The organism is Donghicola sp. XS_ASV15 (assembly GCF_041224595.1).
Lineage (GTDB): Bacteria > Pseudomonadota > Alphaproteobacteria > Rhodobacterales > Rhodobacteraceae > Donghicola.
Genome location: NZ_JBGFGN010000105.1, coordinates 17,483 through 33,607, shown reverse-complemented (window position 1 = coordinate 33,607; position 16,125 = coordinate 17,483). Strand labels below are relative to the sequence as shown.

Below are 16,125 nucleotides of genomic sequence, written 5' to 3'. Positions count from 1 at the left end.
GAAGAACGGAATTCTTCAAGTTTATTGATTTATTGCCACCAAGTATCCCACGCCTGCCGCCACGATCAAGCCAGCGATCACCGCAAGCGCAATCTTCCATGCAGAATACGGGCGTTCACCCTGCACGCGGCCCGTCCGCCCGTTCACCACAAAGCGATAAGATTTGTCGCGATACTTGTAGGCCGCCACCCACACGGGCAGGAGGACGTGCTTGAAGGTCACATCGCTGACCTGTGTGTCCATCTTGTTAATGCGCTGCCGGTCGCCGCCAATGTCGAACTTCACATCGCGCTCGATCACGCGGGACATCTTTACGCGCGCCGTCTCGAACCCTTCGTCCAGCGCGACGGTGTACCCTTCGGCGCGGAAGCCAGCGAGGAATTCGGGCGAATAGGGCTCTAGCGCGGACAGATCCCACGGCTCCAGCGCATCGGTGTATTTCTGAGGCAAGGATTTCGAGGCCAGCACCAGAACGTCATCGAACCAACGCGCCACACGGCCAGAGACCGGACGCCAGCGGACCTTTTGCACGGTGCGGGTTTGGGTTTTGCCATTCACCGTGACACGCCGCGTTTCGTGGTAGACGGTGCCGCGCTGGCCTGAATACTGGGTTTTGGTATCTGCGTCATAGGTGAAATAGGGGACGTAGACGCCCTGCATCTTGCGCCCTTTGCGCGCGTATTCTTGAAGGCCGTTTGGCGCGAACCACAAGCTGCCAAGCCAGTCATTCATCGCCACCCGTGCCCCGTCTTCATCAACGCCAAAGGGCAGTACGCCGCGCGGCTTGATGTGCCGATGCTCGCCGGTGTCGGTGACCACGGGGGTTGCGCAAAACGGGCATTCCTTGGCGTGGGTGACCCCGTCAAATTCGACCTGAGCGCCGCAGTTCGGGCAATTTAAGACGCGGGTGACTTCGGTATCCGCCTCGGGCAGCTGTTGGTTCAGGGCCGCTTTGAAGTCCAGTTCGGCGATTGCGGGTGCCTCGGGGCGATCCACCATGGGCGCGGTGTTGCCACAGTGATCGCAGACCAGCATCCCACGTTCTGGCGAATAGCGAAAATCGGCACCACACTGATCACAGGGAAATCGGTGCTCTTGGCGGTCGGAGGTCTGGGGCGCCATATGTCGTGAACCTGAATGTCTTGGGTCGTTCTGAAAAGAAACCCCGCCCGCGCCGGACGGCAAGGGCAGGGAAGCGTCGTATTAGCCTGCAGGCGGCGGAGGGGGCGGCGGAGGCGCGACGGTAAAGAGTTGCGCCAGCTCCATCACATCCTCGGCCCGTTTCCAGCCGTCCTGACCGGGGGTCCAGACATAGGTGTCGCGTGTCAGTTGCCCTTCGGTTGCCATGCGGCCCATGCGCGCCTTGGAATAGGGGCCAGAGGTCGCGCCATTTTCAGCGATGTGCCAGACATGCTCGACCGGTGGAGGCGGCGGTGCGACGGGTGCGGCTTGCGGAGCAGAGGCAGGCGATTGCATCGCGCCCCAAGGGCCCATCTGGTGCCCCATGGACATGCCCATGCCTGCGCCCATGCCAGTTGCCATCGCGGCGCCGGCGGCAGAACCAGGGGCATTCATCGCTTCGGCCGCACGCCACTTCATGTGATCGTCCAAGTTGCCTGCAATGCCGCGAGAGGTACGGGCGTCCAGCGCCTTTTCGACCTCGGGCGGAAGGGAAATGTTCTCGACGTAGAACTCGGGCATCTCTAGCCCGTACTCGGCCAGTGTGGGCGAGACCTGCGCCGCAATCACCTTGCCCAGATCATCAGTGTTTGCCGCCATATCTAGCAGAGGAATGCCGCTCGCAGCCAATGCCTGCGAGGCACGGGTCACGATGATGTTGCGGATCTGGAAGCTGATCTCGTCGCTGGTGAACTCGCCGTCGGTTCCGACGATTTCGGTCATAAAGCGCGCGGGATCTATAATGCGGATCGCATAGGTGCCAAAGGCCCGCAGACGCACGGGGCCGAACTCCGGATCACGCAGCATGATCGGGTTCTTAGTGCCCCATTTGAAGTCTGTGAAGCGTGTGGTCGAGACATAGTAAATCTCGGACTTGAAGGGCGAGCGGAAGCCATGATCCCAATGCTGCAGGGTCGTCATGATCGGCATGTTGTTCGTTTCCAGCATATAAAGGCCGGGGGTGAACACGTCTGCCAGTTGCCCTTCGTGGATGAACACAGCTGTCTGTCCTTCGCGGACCGTCAGCTTGGCGCCGTACTTGATGGCGTGCCCTTCGCGTTCAAAGCGCCACACCATGGTATCGCGGGTGTCATCCGTCCAATGGATGACGTCGATAAATTCGCCCTTGAGAAAATCGAAAATCCCCATAATGCGAGGTCCTTCTGATAAGTATTATCCCAGCAACTCGGTCGCGATTTGTCGAACAATCGGGACAGCTTGTGCTTTGGTCATGCCCGGTTGCAGTCTGCGATCATACAGAATGCGGAGCAAGAGTTCGTCGTGTCGGGTGAGGAGGGCAAACTCCTCGTCGTCATTGAAAATCGAAGGCCGCGCGGTGGGGCTGTCATTGGGCAGACCCAAGGCCTGTGCCATTTCCTCGTGCAGGCAGGACATTTTCAGCAGCTGCGGATGTTCGGCGCGGATCATCGCTAGGGCCTTGCCAAAACGAGGGCTACTGGTCTGATCGCGGAACGTCAGCGCGACACACAGCTGATTGCGCGGGGTGTATTTGAACACGTTCATGGTTGCCGGATCCATTTCGGGGATGGCGCGCTCCAGGCTTGCGCCAAAAGGCTGGCGGTCATCCTCGCCCATGAACATCACGTAGTAGTTGGCATTCTCGCGGGTGGTCATGCTGATGTCATGGCCGGTCACGCGGGCCAATCGGTTGGTGTACGATGTGACCGACGCCATCGCGCGTTTCCGATCTGCGGGTGGGACGCTCGCGCCAAACACAACAAAGACCCGCACGGGCTTTTCCCAGCGGCGTAGGACGCTGTCACGGCTTTTGTGCATCGTGCCTGAGCCGCCCCGCATATATTCGTCCTTAAGTGCAATTTCGACGAAGTCATGGGTCAATTGATCGGCAGTCAGGGGAATGTCCTTGCCCAAATCCTGACGAAGCTTTCCAGACGTAAGCAAGCGGTCCTGAAGTCGTCCGTAATACGTGCCCAAAGATCGACTGGTATAGCTTGCGGGCACGTACTCTGGGTTCGGATCAGGCAGAAGCGCTCTGGCTGCGTCGGTGACGGGCGTTGCTGCCCGCGGGACTGTCACTGTGGTCGACCTTGGGTTGGGGGCACACCCCGCCAGAACAAATCCAGCGAGACATGCAGAGGTCAACAAACGGAGACAGTTGGTAGATCGAAACAAAACAGAGTGCCTTTCGGTCGTTAGCTAGGAGGGACGGAGGTCGCGGCAGTGTCACCAAGGCCAGTTTTCTTGGCTTTGGCTGCCGCCAGTGTGTCACGCAGTTCGGATTCCATCGCCTTCAGGTCGGCTTCGGCGGCAGCGCGCTTGGCCTTGCCCTCGTCCGCGATCTGTAGGCTTTCTTGGATCGTCGCGATAAGATCTGCGTTCGCGGTCTTGATCGCTTCGATGTCAAAGACACCGCGTTCCATTTCCTGACGTACCTTGCGGTTGGTTTCGCGTAGGTTCGCAGCGTTTGCGGTCAGCAATTCGTTGGTCAGGTCATTCGCCCCGCGGATCGCATCAGCCGCTTCGGCGCTGCGCTGGATCGTGACGGCCTGCGCCAACTGGGTCTCCCACAGCGGAACGGTGTTCACGAGGGTCGAATTGATCTTGGTGATCAGCGATTTGTCGTTCTCCTGCACAAGACGGATCGAGGGCAGGGACTGCATGGTGACCTGCCGCGTGAGCTTCAGGTCATGCACGCGGCGTTCCAAGTCGTCGCGAGCAGCGCGCAAATCGCGCAATTCCTGCGCCTTGATCACCTGCTCGTTCTCGGCAGCGGCTTGAACTTCGGCCTCTTTGGCAGGGATGGTCTGGCTGTCCATCTCGGCGATCTTGGCCTCGCCCGCAGCGATATACAGTGCCAACTCGTCGTAGAATTCCAGTGTCTTGGTATATAGCAGGTCGAGCGACTTGATGTCCTTCATCAGCTTGTGCTCGTGGCCCAACAGGTTGTCAGTGATCTTGTCGATCTGCTCTTGCACGGTCTCGTAGCGCGCGGCGAATTTGGCGGCGGGCGCGGCGCGTCCTAGCAGCTTTTCCCACCAGCTTCGGTCGCGGCGAATGTCCAGCTCGCTGATCGAGAAGCCGCGAATGGTGGTCACGATATCACGCAGGCTGTCACCGGCGGGGCCGACGTCCTTGTTGCGGACGCCGTCCAGCATTTGTTGCGATATTTCCTGCAATTCGGCCTGTGCGGCAGACCCGAACGTGACGATCGAGTTGGAATCGCTCATGTCCAGTTCCGCCATCCGGCGTGATATTTCAGCAGAAGCAGGGGCGTCGGCGGTTTCCAAGGGCACGATCTCTTCGGTCGGTGGCGGCAGAATGGCCGCGTTCAATTGTTCAACCTCTTTGAGGTCTTGGGCTGCTTGGACGTAGGCTTTTTGCGAAGTGGGAGTGGTGGTCATGGGTCAGTCCTCTGAAATGAACTCTGAACAAAATTACTCGGTATGACGAATGCCCTCTCGGGCGAGGCGGTCGCGAAGCACCCCGATTTCCACGTCGAGATCGGCTTTGTCATTGACCATAAGTTTGCGGGTCCGGTCGGCGAAATTCTGTTGCAGGTCATCCAGCAGCGACAGGTAGTCGGCGCGGGCCTCTTGGGACGGGGCTCGTTCGGCCAGATCAGCGTACTTGACCGTCGCATCGCGGGCCCCGAGCAAATAGACGCTCAGGTATTTGCGGACAGAGGTCAGGTCGCGGGGATCAGCCTCGACCGTGCGGAACAGATCGCGGGCCGTGTCGGCAAAGCCGTTGACGCGTTGTTCAATCTGTCGATCACGGGTTTGACGCGCGGCTTCTGACATGGCGGCCAAATGGGCCTCGGCCTCTTCGACGGCGCGGGCCACGCGGTCGGTCTGGAAGGTGTCGACGCCCTCGGCTGATTTGTCCTTTAGCGGGTCGATACCAAACGCCAGTACGTGCAGCACCAGCCCGACAACCGCGTAGAGCACAGGTTCGATCACACTGGCTGCGCCGGTGAATGTCCCAAGTGCGAGTCCCACACCGATCAAAACCGCTGCAAACATCTTGCGCGGGATTGCGGGACGTCGGGCGATGCGTCGCGCGTTATAAGCTGCTTCGGCAATCAGGCCCTCTCTGGTTAGCCACGCGGCCAGCAGAAGCGCGCCCATCGCGGCGAGTTTGACGGTCATTTCAACGGGACCAGAGCCAAAGACCGACCCGATCATCGGCAAAGGCGCGATGAACAATAGGTTTGCCCGTCCGCCCGCGCGCTTGCGCTTTGGCGCCTTCATGGGTTTTGACGCGCTGGTCTGGGTGCCATCAGGGCTGAATTCGCCACCATATCGCTGAGCCATCACACACCCCCCGAGATCGCGACGCGCAGGATCAGGATGAACAACAGAATAAACGCAATTTTCTGCAAGGTTGTGCCGGACACCCTCTACCTCTCTTGCTGCAATGATTGTTGATACCCACGCGGTCTGTGAGCGGCGTCCGGCGCGATTGCGCGGACGAGACAGGGCAGGGCTGGGTTGATGACTTTTTGTCTCACACCTACCAAGGTAGGAAACAAACCGGCGGATTTCACCCCAAGCGTAGGGAAAACCCGCCTTATCCGTAGGCAACTAGCGGCAACCCGCCTGCGCGGGCGCGTGATGCGCACCCGATCTCTGACGCCGATCTGAGCGGCTGCCAGCATTGCGATACCTCTGCCTTACTAGAACACCTGCTAGGTGCATAGCGCAGCTTGGGCCCAAAAGATATGAAGGACTTGTGAAAAGTCAGGGTTTGCGGCGCGGCACGCGGGGCGGGCGGCGTTTCGCAGCAGGCTTGCCTGGTTTTGCAGGGGTTTCCTCGGTCTCTGGGGCCGGACCGAGCCCGAGTTGGTCCCGCAGGATTCGCGGGCGCACCTCTTCGACCTCGCCTTCCTTGAGTTGACCCAATTGGAAGGGGCCGTAGCTGACGCGCAGCAGACGGTTCACGTTCAACCCGATCTCCTGCATGGCGCGGCGGATCTCGCGATTCTTCCCTTCGCGCAGGCCGACGGTCAGCCAAGCATTCGCGCCCTGTTGGCGGTCAAGGTTCACGATCATGGGCTGGAAGATTTCACCATCCGCTTCGATGCCTTTGCGCAGGGGCTCCAGCGTCGCATCGGTGGGGCGGCCGTTCACGCGCACGCGATACTTGCGCAGCCATCCGGTCGAGGGCAGTTCAAGCTTGCGCTTCAACTCGCCGTCGTTGGTCAGCAGCAGCAGGCCCTCGGAATTCAAATCGAGGCGGCCGACAGACATCACCCGTGGCAGATCGTCGGGCAGGTTTTCGTAGATGGTGGGGCGACCCTGTTCGTCCTTGTGCGTGGTCACGAGGCCCGTGGGTTTGTGATAGAGCCACAGGCGCATCGGTTCCGCAGCAGCCAAGGGTTGGCCGTCTACAGTGATGCGGTCTCGCGCAGTGACGTTCAGCGCGGGGCTGTCGATGACCTTGCCATTCACCGTAACAACGCCGGCTGTGATCAGCTTCTCGGCTTCGCGGCGCGATGCAACACCGGCGCGTGCCAGAACTTTGGCGATGCGGTCGCCCTCGGGGGTGCCAGCTTGGGGCTTGGCCTGCGGCTTGGGGGCGGGCTTGGCCTTGGGGCGCGATTTGAACGAGCCTTTGGGGGCGGGCTTGCCGGGCCGGGGACGGTTTTGCGGTGTTTTCTGGGTCATTGGGCGCGTCTAGCGAAACTCTGTGGATTGCGAAAGGGGGAACGCTACAGATAAGCCTAACCCATGACCTTCCGTTCGCATATGCAAATCGCCCTGACCGAAGCCGAGGCCGCCGCCGCCCGAGGAGAAATCCCCGTAGGCGCGGTGCTGTTGCAGGACGGCGAAGTCGTCGCGCAGGCTGGGAACAGGACACGCGAGTTGAACGACCCCACCGCTCATGCCGAGGTTTTGGTGATCCGCGAGGCCTGCCGTGTTTTAGGGCAGGAGCGCCTGACGGGCTGCGATCTGTATGTGACACTGGAGCCGTGCCCCATGTGCGCGGCGGCAATTTCCAACGCGCGGATCGGGCGGCTTTATTATGGGGCCTCGGACCCCAAGTCGGGCGGTGTGGGGCAGGGGCCGCGTATCTTCAGTCACCCCCAGTGCCATCATGCGCCCGAGGTTTATGACGGGATCGACGAAGCGCGATCTGCAGCGTTGCTGGCCGATTTCTTTGCGAAGTTGCGAAAATGAGCGCCTGCGGCGCACAGGTTTGTTTGGGCTGACGCCCGGTGCCTCCGGCGGGGGTATGTCAAGGGTCTCATGGCCATTTTTTTGGGGGGTCATGAGCGAGGACGCGATGCGCAATCCACGTTTTCTCCTACATGTATGTGCAGGACCGTCACAGTAACTTAGGTTGGCTCTGATGATGTAACCGCCCCCCGGCGGCATCTGTGTGCCAAGGTGAGTTTACGAGGATCCACAAAGGGGAGGGGTCATGTCGGAGAGTATCACGGTCGGAGTCGATCTGGCGAAGAATGTTTTTCAGGTCCACGGAGCGGACGGCGCGGGCCGTGCAGTTTTGCGCAAGAAGCTGAGGCGAACGCAGGTGTTGAAGTTTTTCAGCCAGCTGCCGCCTTGCGTAGTCGCCATGGAAGCATGCGGGGGCGCTCACTACTGGGCGCGCGAGATAGGCAAATCGGGGCATGCCGTTCGGCTGATCCCACCTGCTTACGTCAAGCCCTTCGTCAAGCGCCAAAAAAACGACGCGGCAGATGCTGAGGCTATCTGTGAAGCAGCGGTGCGCCCGACCGTGCGCTTTGTGCCAGTGAAGAGTGAAGAGACCCAAGGCGCGGCGATGGTCTTTCGTGTCCGGGAGTTGCTGATCCGACAGCGCACACAGGCGATTAACGCCCTGCGTGGTCATCTGACCGAGTTCGGCCAGGTTGTGCCACAGGGGGCGGCCAACACATCGAAACTGATCGCCGTCGTGGAGGACCCGGACAGCGGCATACCCGCCGATGCCATCGCCACTTTGAAGGTCCTGATCATGATGCTTGCCAACCTCGATGCAGAGATCGGGAAACTGAATGCTGACATCGCCCGCCGAGCCAAAGAGAACAACGTGGCCCGACGACTGATGACAGTGCCGGGCATTGGTCCGTTGATCGCCACGGCAATCGCGGCCTTGGCCCCACCGCCCGAGACCTTCCGCAAGGCCCGCGATTTTGCGGCCTGGCTTGGTCTGGTACCACGACAGCATTCGACCGGTGGCAAGCAACGGCTGGGGGCCACGACCAGAATGGGCGAGCGATCCCTGAGGCGGTTGCTCATCATCGGGGCCAACAGCGTCATCATCAAGCGGCATGTGCATGCGGCAGCCAAGCCCGGCACGTGGCTGGACGGCATGCTGTCGCGCAAGCCACCGATGTTGGTGCGGGTCGCGCTGGCCAACAAAATGGCGCGGATCGTCTGGGCCCTGATGGCCCACGGCGGTGTCTACCAGTCTCCGGCTGCGGCGGCATAAGCCCGCTGTAGGTCGCGAGGACGTCGGAGCGGAAGAGGGCAAAGAGCAGTTTGGCACAACAGTCGTGAGACGGGATCGGGAGAACCAGTGTGCAACAGAGTGCCATCGAGCACGCGGCTTTGATCTGGACCCGACCTTCGAACACCATACGGGCCCGCGGCATATCTGAGGCCGGATACATGTCAGCACCTGACATCGCGCGAAACATCTCGAAAACCCTCTTGCGCAAGGGGCGGTTATACATGTTGCACAAATCGGGTGATGGCCGAGGGTCCCCTTTCCCCGGACGGACTTATCCCATGGCTTCCGTGACGGGTATGCCAAGCGCGGTATAGCGGTTGAGCACGGCGATGCGGACCTAGAGCTCGGCGACCTGTCGGTCGAAGTCCCGCGCCGTGAGCCGCTGACCCAGCAGTTTGACACAATGCATTTTCGTTTCGACGCGGCTTCGGCGGTGGTATCCGCTCCATCGTCGCCACAGGGCGCGGCCGAGGTATTTTGATGTGCGCAGGGCCTCGTTTCGGGCGACCGCGCCAGCGGTGACGGTCTTCCATGGCTTGGCGTTCTTGCGGGGCGGGATGACGGCGTGGGCGCCGCGGTCAGCGATGGCATCGTGGCATTTGCGTGTGTCGTAGGCCCCATCTGCCGTGACACTGCCGATTTCCTGGTCCGCCGGGATCTGGCCGAGCAGGTCGGGCAAAACCGGTGCATCGCCAATGTGGCTCCCGGTGATCTCAACAGACCGGATCTCCAGCGTTTCCTCATCAATCCCGAGGTGGATCTTGCGCCAGACGCGACGTTTCCGGCCACCATGCTTGCGGGCGTGCCATTCTCCTTCGCCCTCGACCTTGATGCCGGTGCTGTCGATCAGCAGGTGCAGCGGCCCCTTGGAGCCGCGATACGGGATATTGACGGCCAGCGTCTTCTGGCGGCGCGACAACGTGCTGAAGTCCGGCACTTTCTAGTCCAGCCCTGCCAGTCGAAGGAGGCTTTCGACGAACCCGGTTGTCTGCCGGAGGGCCATCCCGAACAGCCCGGGGCTCCACCTGTTCAGGGCTGAATTGATCCACTGGATCACTTCCGGGACGCCCTTTACCCTTCATCGAGAGGCAAGTCTGTATGGCGGCGTCGCTATAGCTCTGATGGCGGCCACGCCTGCCCGTCGGCACTCCATCCCAGCTCATCTCGGGGTCGAACCAACCTCTCGGGACATTCCTCCCGAATGCCCTGCCGGTCAATGGATCGTCAGCGAACCTCGGCGCTTGAGCGCTTCGTTATAGGCTGGCCAGTTCCTGGTCCTGTAGGTTGGGGGTGTAGGTCTGCTCATGCATCACAGCTACCACGCTGGATTCACGAGATGAATCCATTACCCGATTTGTGCAACAGAGCCACTTCTGGGCCGCGATTCAATCAGATGCCCATGAAAGGTCTTCTTGGACAAGAGTAGTCAGCGCCGACGAAAACTGGTGCGCACATTCAGGTCAATCACTGACCAACAGTGAACACAGCATTGGAGGTATTTCGGAGTCGACCACACAATTGGGAGCACGACTATGTTTCACAATCTGCACATTGCACTTGCAATCGGTGAGTTGAGCTATGTTATTGTCAACTATGGAATTTCACACCTTAACCCATTCCATTACTGCATCGCTTGCCTTATTATCGTCAACATTTTCAAGATAGTAAGGTAGACAAGTAAATGTCAGCTCCGGCGACATGCAATAGGCCCTTATTAACCAGCAGGACAGTGGGAGCCACGCCTAGTTTACCCAGGACGGCGTTGATTTCAGAAAGCTGTTTTGCGACCATAAAAGAAAATTATTAGGTGGAAAATGGAAGAAATAGCACGAGTAATGTTCGGCGTAGGCGGGCTAATTGTTAATCGTAAGATCGGGAAAATATTGGTATTGAAGAGATCGTCAACTCACTCAGACTTCAATCAGGAAAAGTGGGAATTGCTCTTCGGTAGAAAAAACGAACACGAAGGCATTGTAGAGGCTTTGCATCGTGAGGCAAAAGAAGAAGTCGGAATTGAAGACCTAGTTGTTGGAAGTGTGCTTCGAGTTTGGCATTTTTATAGAGGGCCAAACGTTGCGTCCAATGAGATAATTGGAATTACTTTTATTTGCGAGACGGAAGTCGATCATCCAATTCTAAGCTCCGAGCATTCTGAATTTAGATGGGTTGACCCGGATGAGGCACTTGAGTTAATTAAAGTTCCGGGAATTAGGGAGGACATTAACCTGTATAAGGATGGCAAATCGGCATCTGAAATTTGGGTATCTGAAATGAATGTTTCTTTGCAGCGTTACCCTGCGAATTAAGGTTAACTGTCGTAAAGATGCGCAGATTGAGTGACTGGGATTGCTTAAAAAACAATTTGGAATTTCGCAGAACCGTTGCCGCCTTAATAAAGGGTCATCGCAAAAATGGCATTAATAATAATGGGAAGGTCGTTCGAAAATACACCCAAGAACTTTTGCATCACGACTTACAAAATAATGGAGCTGGAGTTTCGCTATCTACGTTAAGGCGTTGCGAGCAGGGGCGTTTGGAGCTTATCGGTGCCGATAACGTTCAAAGAATACTTAGTAGCTTGGGATGGGAGCTAGATATAGCTCAACGAAAAATTGTAGGCGTTGAAACCTATCATTTTTATGACAAAACAGAAAAGTATGCTCATAGCATCGTGGAGACAGAGCTTTCTGCAGAAGCTGAAGCGGAAATTTCGGCTTTACCAGCCTTTGCGCCAACGTTGTACGATGCGGGTTCCTTTGGTTGGATGCGAGACAACGCACTAAACGACTTCAAGATCAAAACACTTAAGGAACAAAGGTCCTTGGAAATTGATCCGAACGTGCGGTCCAAACTACAATTCTCAGGCGCAAATGTGGTTATCGCTGATGAGGGGCGAGGAAAATCGACTTTTCTTAGGACCATTGGTATCGACATGGCCCGTTCCTTTATTGACCAAACAGGCTATGCGGTACCCATATTCGGAATGGCGCGAAATTGTGAATCGATATTTGAAAAAGTGATCACTCTGCAAAAGACACTTCCCGAAAGTCCCGTTTGCCTCATTATAGACGGACTAGACGAAATCGATGCAGCAAGACAGCGAGCATTATTGGCGCGTCTCTTCGAGGCCGCATCTGAAAATTGCAGCTTCATTATATCATGTCGTCGAAATGTTTTTGAGCGTATCCTCATTGAGGATCCCAAACTTTATTCTCGAGTATCCGAGATATTTGAAATTCAAGAATGGTCTTATGAATCCGATGTAGTAGAGTATGTCAGAAAAGTTTCTGTACGTATCGCTGATCAAGCACTAACTACTCGCTTCACGGAATTAGCTAAGAACATTCCAGATTATCATTCGGTTATGACTAGGCCGTTTTTCATTCAAGTTGCAATTTATTCTTTAAAATCTGGGAGCCGGAATCGGCGCGTTGGTGATGGCCACGTTACTATCTATGACCTGTTTTTATTCTTCTACGAAACTTGGGTTCACACTGAGCTGACAAGACAAACTGAAATTGAAAGTGCGGCTTTGGAAGTGATGAAATCAGAGGTCTCAATGGCCCATGAGGGCATCGCCCATTCACTTCTCAAAAATTTCGGTCATTCACTAAGCATTCCAGATCTTAATAGCGGCTCAGAGGTTTTTCGAAGCCTAGTTGAGAATGCAACATTTAGCATTTTGGATGTGCGGAAGCGTGGCCCAAGCGAAGTGGACGTTATTGAAGGTTTTTTGGATGATTCACTAGGAAATTTTCTGGCCGCCCGCGCCTATATACAGAGATTTATTAAGTCGGATGAGCTTACTTATGAGATATTGCAAACCGAAACAACAAATGAAGTAAACGTCTTCATACGCGCTTGGTTGAGTCAGGTTGATCCCAAGGTTAGGGTATTCGTGGTTGGCAGGCTCGAAAGAGTGTTTAAAAAGGCGTCCAACGCGAATAATTTTTTAGTCAGTGAACAATCCGTGTATTTTCTCGGCCGCACCGACAGCATGGTTGAGCCCAAAGTTCTTAAAGAAATATATTACGATGATAATGTCGATTTCCAGATCAGGAGATCTGCCGCATTGGGTGCTATCTTATTTTCAAACGAAGAGCTAGAAGTAGACTTTATTTCGGAAATTCGATCGGACAAATTTAAGGCCGCAATCAATCGCAGTATCCAACTGCAGTACTTTGGCGATGTAGGTCACAGATTGTTCGCCTTTTCTGATGATACGGGGATCACGTGGGACAAAACGCGCAAAGCGACATTCAAGCGTCTCTCCGAATCAGACACACGTGCGTGTAGGCTTAGGTTGTGGGATATTGAAACCGTTCGTTCTTTTCTCTTCAGCCGTGCAGGGTCGAAACTTACTTCGCGAGAAGAGAAAATATTGAGAGGTCTTTCTCACGAAGCCGAAGCAACCAAGGGGCGAAATGGTCTTATTTCTGCGACAATTAACGATATTTTGTCTTCAATTAAGGTGCAAGAGCCACTATAATTAATGACTTTTCCATATTCTAATCCGAGCAATTTTTGGGGCCTTGCATGATGCATCGCGACAATATCAAGCCGCGCGTACTTTTATTGGGCCTTTTCAGCCGTCAATATCCAGCAGTTGGCGAAACACATGCACTATCTGTTCTTGCTGGTGAACTTATCCATGCCGGAGTTGACCCGGCTTTGATCGATATTCTGGATATGAGCCTAGAGGCACGTGAAGTTTATGAAAAAATTTCGAGCTATTCCTCAAAAGGAGATTACCATCTGGTAGGGGTGTCAACCGGTTACGGAACGTTCAGTAAGCTGGCTCATGTTCGGCAGATCTTGTTAGAAACCTACCCCAATGCACTAAGAGTATACGGTGGTGCTACCGCGACTTACTGTTGGAAAGATATTCTTTCTGATATAGATCCACAAGGTGTAGTCGTTGTAGGGGAAGGCGAAAATTCGATTGTCGAATTATTTTTTAAAAAAAAACACAAAGAAAAATGGAGCAGCATTGATAATATTTGCTTCTTCAACGGCGGTGATATTGTTCGCACAGAAAGACGTCTGACGATTGCACCGTTATCCAAGTCACCCCACCGGGAACACATTCTCCCTTATCTTGGAAATGCCCCACAGATTTTTTTGGAATACTCTCGTGGATGCTCTTGGGCAGCATGCAGCTTCTGTTTGCGTGGTTTGCTTGATATAAAGGGAACCAAGAAGGAATATCGACGGTTCACCCACAGCCGCGTCTTACAGGACCTTAAGAAACTGGCTGCGCTTGGCATTCGAGAATTCACATTTGCAGATGAGGATTTCATTGGAAGGGGTGAAAGTGATTGGACCGACGTACAAGAACTTTCGATGGCGATAATATCAGAGTTTGGTGAAAGGGCTTTCTCTTTTGATGTGAGCGCCTTGCCAGGGTCCTTGAGCTTTTCTGGTATGTCAGAAGAAACTTTGGAAGCCCGCTCCAAGGCCCTACGATCCTTAAAAGCCTCAGGGTTAAGGAAGGTCTTTTTAGGAATTGAGTCTGGTTCAGTGGATCAGCTCAAAAGATTTAGAAAATCTCATGATCCAAAAACTGCCGCGGAGGTTGCTCACCTTCTGATCAAATCTGGATTTGAAGTTGATGTTGGATGGATACTATTCGATCCCTTTGTTTCTTTAAAAGAAATTCATGAAAGCCTTTCATTTTTAAGAGACCACGAACTAGAGCACGGTGTATCATTCATTTTTAACTCATTGCGATTGCAAACTGAGTCTCGACTGCTCACTGAAGTGCAAAGATATGAGGAAGAGAATGGTATAAAGTTGGTTAAGAAAGATTTCGATCGAGATACGTTAAGCTTTGAGTATACATATTTTCATCCGGGAGTTTCGGAATTTGAAGATGTGATCCTTAAGGCGGTTTCAAAGACTCGCTGCATTCACTATGTCTTAAAGTCTCTTACACGACATGGTTCCGCTGGAATGAATGCGCAGGCTTATGATGCTATGTTGAGTGCGGTTTGGAAAATGCGCGAAGAGTACGTTAACATGGGAATTCAAGTGGCTGAGGAGCAGATGAGTTCATCCAGAGATTCCCTTATAGTCAGTGACCACATTGCCAGAATGCGTCTAATTCTTCTGGGGCTTGCTAAGTCACTTGAGGAGATTCCAGATATTCCTGATCACCCGCTAATTTTTGACCTTCAACAAGAACTTAGGGTATTTTTTGCAGAAACATCTCATCGTATCGCCTAGGTGTTCAGTCTCGGCATTTGGTGGATCGGGTTCAAGATGAATGTGTCCTGTTCTGAAGTCCAGATCTTGCAGATGTACTCGTAGGGTGTGAGCCTGTTGAGGGTCTTTAGCCTGCGCGCGAAGTTGTATGCTGCGATGAAGTCCGATAGGTGCGTTCTCAGTTGATTATGGCTGTCGTAGTGGAAGCGTTGACGGTGGTCTCCATTATCGTGCGGTTCATCCGTTCGACTTGTCCGTTGGTCCAAGGATGTGAACCGCAGTAGGTTTGTCGGAGGCTGATTTCGTTTAGTTACGTGGCCATGGGTTCAGTTTCCAGAGCTGCATAGAAGTTTGCTTCGGCTTCGGCAGGCGGAATGTTCCCAATGGGTTCGAGAAGACGGCGGTTGTTGAACCAATCCACCCATTCGAGCGTCGCGTATTCCACCGCTTCCAAGCTGCGCCATTGGCCGCGGCGGTGGATAACCTCAGCCGTGAACAGGCCATTGATCGTTTCGGCCAAGGCGTTGTCATAATTGTCGCCGACACAGCCCACCGAGGGTTCGATACCTGCTTCCGCCAAGCGCTCAGTGTAGCGAATAGACAGGTATTGCGAGCCGCTGTCGCTGTGGTGAACCAGCTCCATGCCCTTTCCGGGGCGGCGATCATGCACCGCCAGTTCCAAGGCATCGAGAACGAACCCTGCATGCGCGGAGTTGCTGACTCGCCAGCCAACGATCTTGCGGGCATAGGCATCGATGACGAAGGCGACGTAGACGAAACCCTTCCAGGTTGCGACGTATGTAAAATCCGACACCGACAGCATGTTCGGCGCTGGCACGCGGAACTGGCGGTTCACCTTGTCCAGGGGACACAGCGCCTTCTTGTCCGAGATCGTCGTCCAATGCGGCTTGCCGCAGATAATGTCCTGAATACCCATGCTCTTCATCAGCCGTGACACCGTGCATCGCGCGACATCGAAACCTTCGCGGCCCAGTTGCCGCGTGAGCATTCTGCGTACGCCGCGGCGCGTTTAATGCGAGCGGTCTTGATCCATTGCGATGCGCTCTTGCAGGTTTTCGATCCCGCACGGAGTAAATGCGATGACACTTTCGTCGCCGATGCCGTAGACCCATATGACGCCGTCTTGGGTTTCCATATCGATCGCTAGATCAAAGATCCGCTAAACAGTTTCGCCGAGTTCGGCCGCAACGCGCTCGATGTTTTTGACGGGATGAACCTTGTTGAGCTGCATCGTCACGCTGAACCGCCCCGACTTTACCGTAGGGC

Annotated in this window: 12 protein-coding genes and 3 pseudogenes; 5 read left to right on the top strand and 10 right to left on the bottom strand. The window is 55.2% G+C overall.

Annotated features, from left to right (window positions below; translation table 11 throughout):
• Window positions 1-21 precede the first annotated feature (21 nt).
• The 6 genes from AB9K37_RS04125 to AB9K37_RS04100 all read right to left on the bottom strand — a co-directional run bounded on the left by AB9K37_RS04125 (window position 22) and on the right by AB9K37_RS04100 (window position 6,827).
• On the bottom strand, window positions 22-1,122 hold the full coding sequence (locus AB9K37_RS04125) for a primosomal protein N' (replication factor Y) - superfamily II helicase (RefSeq protein ID WP_369835679.1): 1,101 nt from the start codon (window positions 1,120-1,122) through the stop codon (window positions 22-24).
• 81 nt (window positions 1,123-1,203) lie between these two features.
• Window positions 1,204-2,328 (bottom strand): SPFH domain-containing protein, encoded by a 1,125-nt coding sequence (locus tag AB9K37_RS04120; RefSeq protein WP_369835678.1) that lies wholly within the window; start codon window positions 2,326-2,328, stop codon window positions 1,204-1,206.
• 24 nt (window positions 2,329-2,352) lie between these two features.
• Window positions 2,353-3,237 carry a DUF2927 domain-containing protein gene (locus tag AB9K37_RS04115; protein WP_369835677.1) on the bottom strand — a complete coding sequence of 295 codons (885 nt, stop codon included), beginning with the start codon at window positions 3,235-3,237 and terminating at the stop codon, window positions 2,353-2,355.
• A 116-nt stretch (window positions 3,238-3,353) separates the two neighbouring features.
• On the bottom strand, window positions 3,354-4,562 hold the full coding sequence (locus tag AB9K37_RS04110) for a toxic anion resistance protein (RefSeq protein WP_369835676.1): 1,209 nt from the start codon (window positions 4,560-4,562) through the stop codon (window positions 3,354-3,356).
• A 33-nt stretch (window positions 4,563-4,595) separates the two neighbouring features.
• Window positions 4,596-5,474, bottom strand: a complete 879-nt coding sequence (locus AB9K37_RS04105) for a 5-bromo-4-chloroindolyl phosphate hydrolysis family protein (RefSeq protein ID WP_369835675.1) — start codon at window positions 5,472-5,474, stop codon at window positions 4,596-4,598.
• 426 nt (window positions 5,475-5,900) lie between these two features.
• Window positions 5,901-6,827 (bottom strand): pseudouridine synthase, encoded by a 927-nt coding sequence (locus tag AB9K37_RS04100; RefSeq protein WP_369835674.1) that lies wholly within the window; start codon window positions 6,825-6,827, stop codon window positions 5,901-5,903.
• Window positions 6,828-6,890: 63 nt separating this feature from the next.
• Between AB9K37_RS04100 and AB9K37_RS04095 the strand changes: the two genes are divergently transcribed.
• Both AB9K37_RS04095 and AB9K37_RS04090 read left to right on the top strand, forming a co-directional pair.
• Window positions 6,891-7,340: a nucleoside deaminase gene (locus AB9K37_RS04095; protein ID WP_369835673.1), complete on the top strand. Its 450-nt coding sequence runs from the start codon at window positions 6,891-6,893 to the stop codon at window positions 7,338-7,340.
• Window positions 7,341-7,584: 244 nt separating this feature from the next.
• Entirely contained in the window at window positions 7,585-8,613 is a 1,029-nt protein-coding gene (locus AB9K37_RS04090) for an IS110 family transposase (RefSeq protein ID WP_369835672.1), read from the top strand.
• 292 nt (window positions 8,614-8,905) lie between these two features.
• On the opposite strand, the pseudogene AB9K37_RS04085 reads toward AB9K37_RS04090, so the two are convergent.
• Window positions 8,906-9,940, bottom strand: a pseudogene (locus tag AB9K37_RS04085) (IS5 family transposase).
• A gap of 508 nt (window positions 9,941-10,448) precedes the next feature.
• On the opposite strand from AB9K37_RS04085, the gene AB9K37_RS04080 reads away from it, so the two are divergent.
• Genes AB9K37_RS04080 through AB9K37_RS04070 form a run of 3 tightly spaced genes read left to right on the top strand, consistent with a single transcriptional unit; the run spans window position 10,449 to window position 14,859 of the window.
• Complete coding sequence (locus tag AB9K37_RS04080; RefSeq protein ID WP_369835671.1) at window positions 10,449-10,940, top strand: NUDIX domain-containing protein; 492 nt, start codon at window positions 10,449-10,451, stop codon at window positions 10,938-10,940.
• Between the two features lie 26 nt (window positions 10,941-10,966).
• On the top strand, window positions 10,967-13,123 hold the full coding sequence (locus AB9K37_RS04075) for an NACHT domain-containing NTPase (RefSeq protein ID WP_369835670.1): 2,157 nt from the start codon (window positions 10,967-10,969) through the stop codon (window positions 13,121-13,123).
• A 47-nt stretch (window positions 13,124-13,170) separates the two neighbouring features.
• Complete coding sequence (locus tag AB9K37_RS04070) at window positions 13,171-14,859, top strand: radical SAM protein (RefSeq protein WP_369835669.1); 1,689 nt, start codon at window positions 13,171-13,173, stop codon at window positions 14,857-14,859.
• Here AB9K37_RS04070 and AB9K37_RS04065 read toward each other — a convergent pair.
• The 3 genes and pseudogenes from AB9K37_RS04065 to AB9K37_RS04055 all read right to left on the bottom strand — a co-directional run.
• Window positions 14,856-15,109: pseudogene (locus AB9K37_RS04065) on the bottom strand (integrase core domain-containing protein); the annotation flags it as partial. The gene AB9K37_RS04070 and the pseudogene AB9K37_RS04065 overlap by 4 nt on opposite strands.
• Window positions 15,110-15,148: 39 nt before the next feature.
• Window positions 15,149-15,850: pseudogene (locus AB9K37_RS04060) on the bottom strand (IS3 family transposase); the annotation flags it as partial.
• Between the two features lie 18 nt (window positions 15,851-15,868).
• Window positions 15,869-15,994, bottom strand: coding sequence for a hypothetical protein (locus AB9K37_RS04055; RefSeq protein WP_369835668.1), 126 nt, complete (start codon window positions 15,992-15,994; stop codon window positions 15,869-15,871).
• Between the last annotated feature and the right edge of the window lie 131 nt (window positions 15,995-16,125).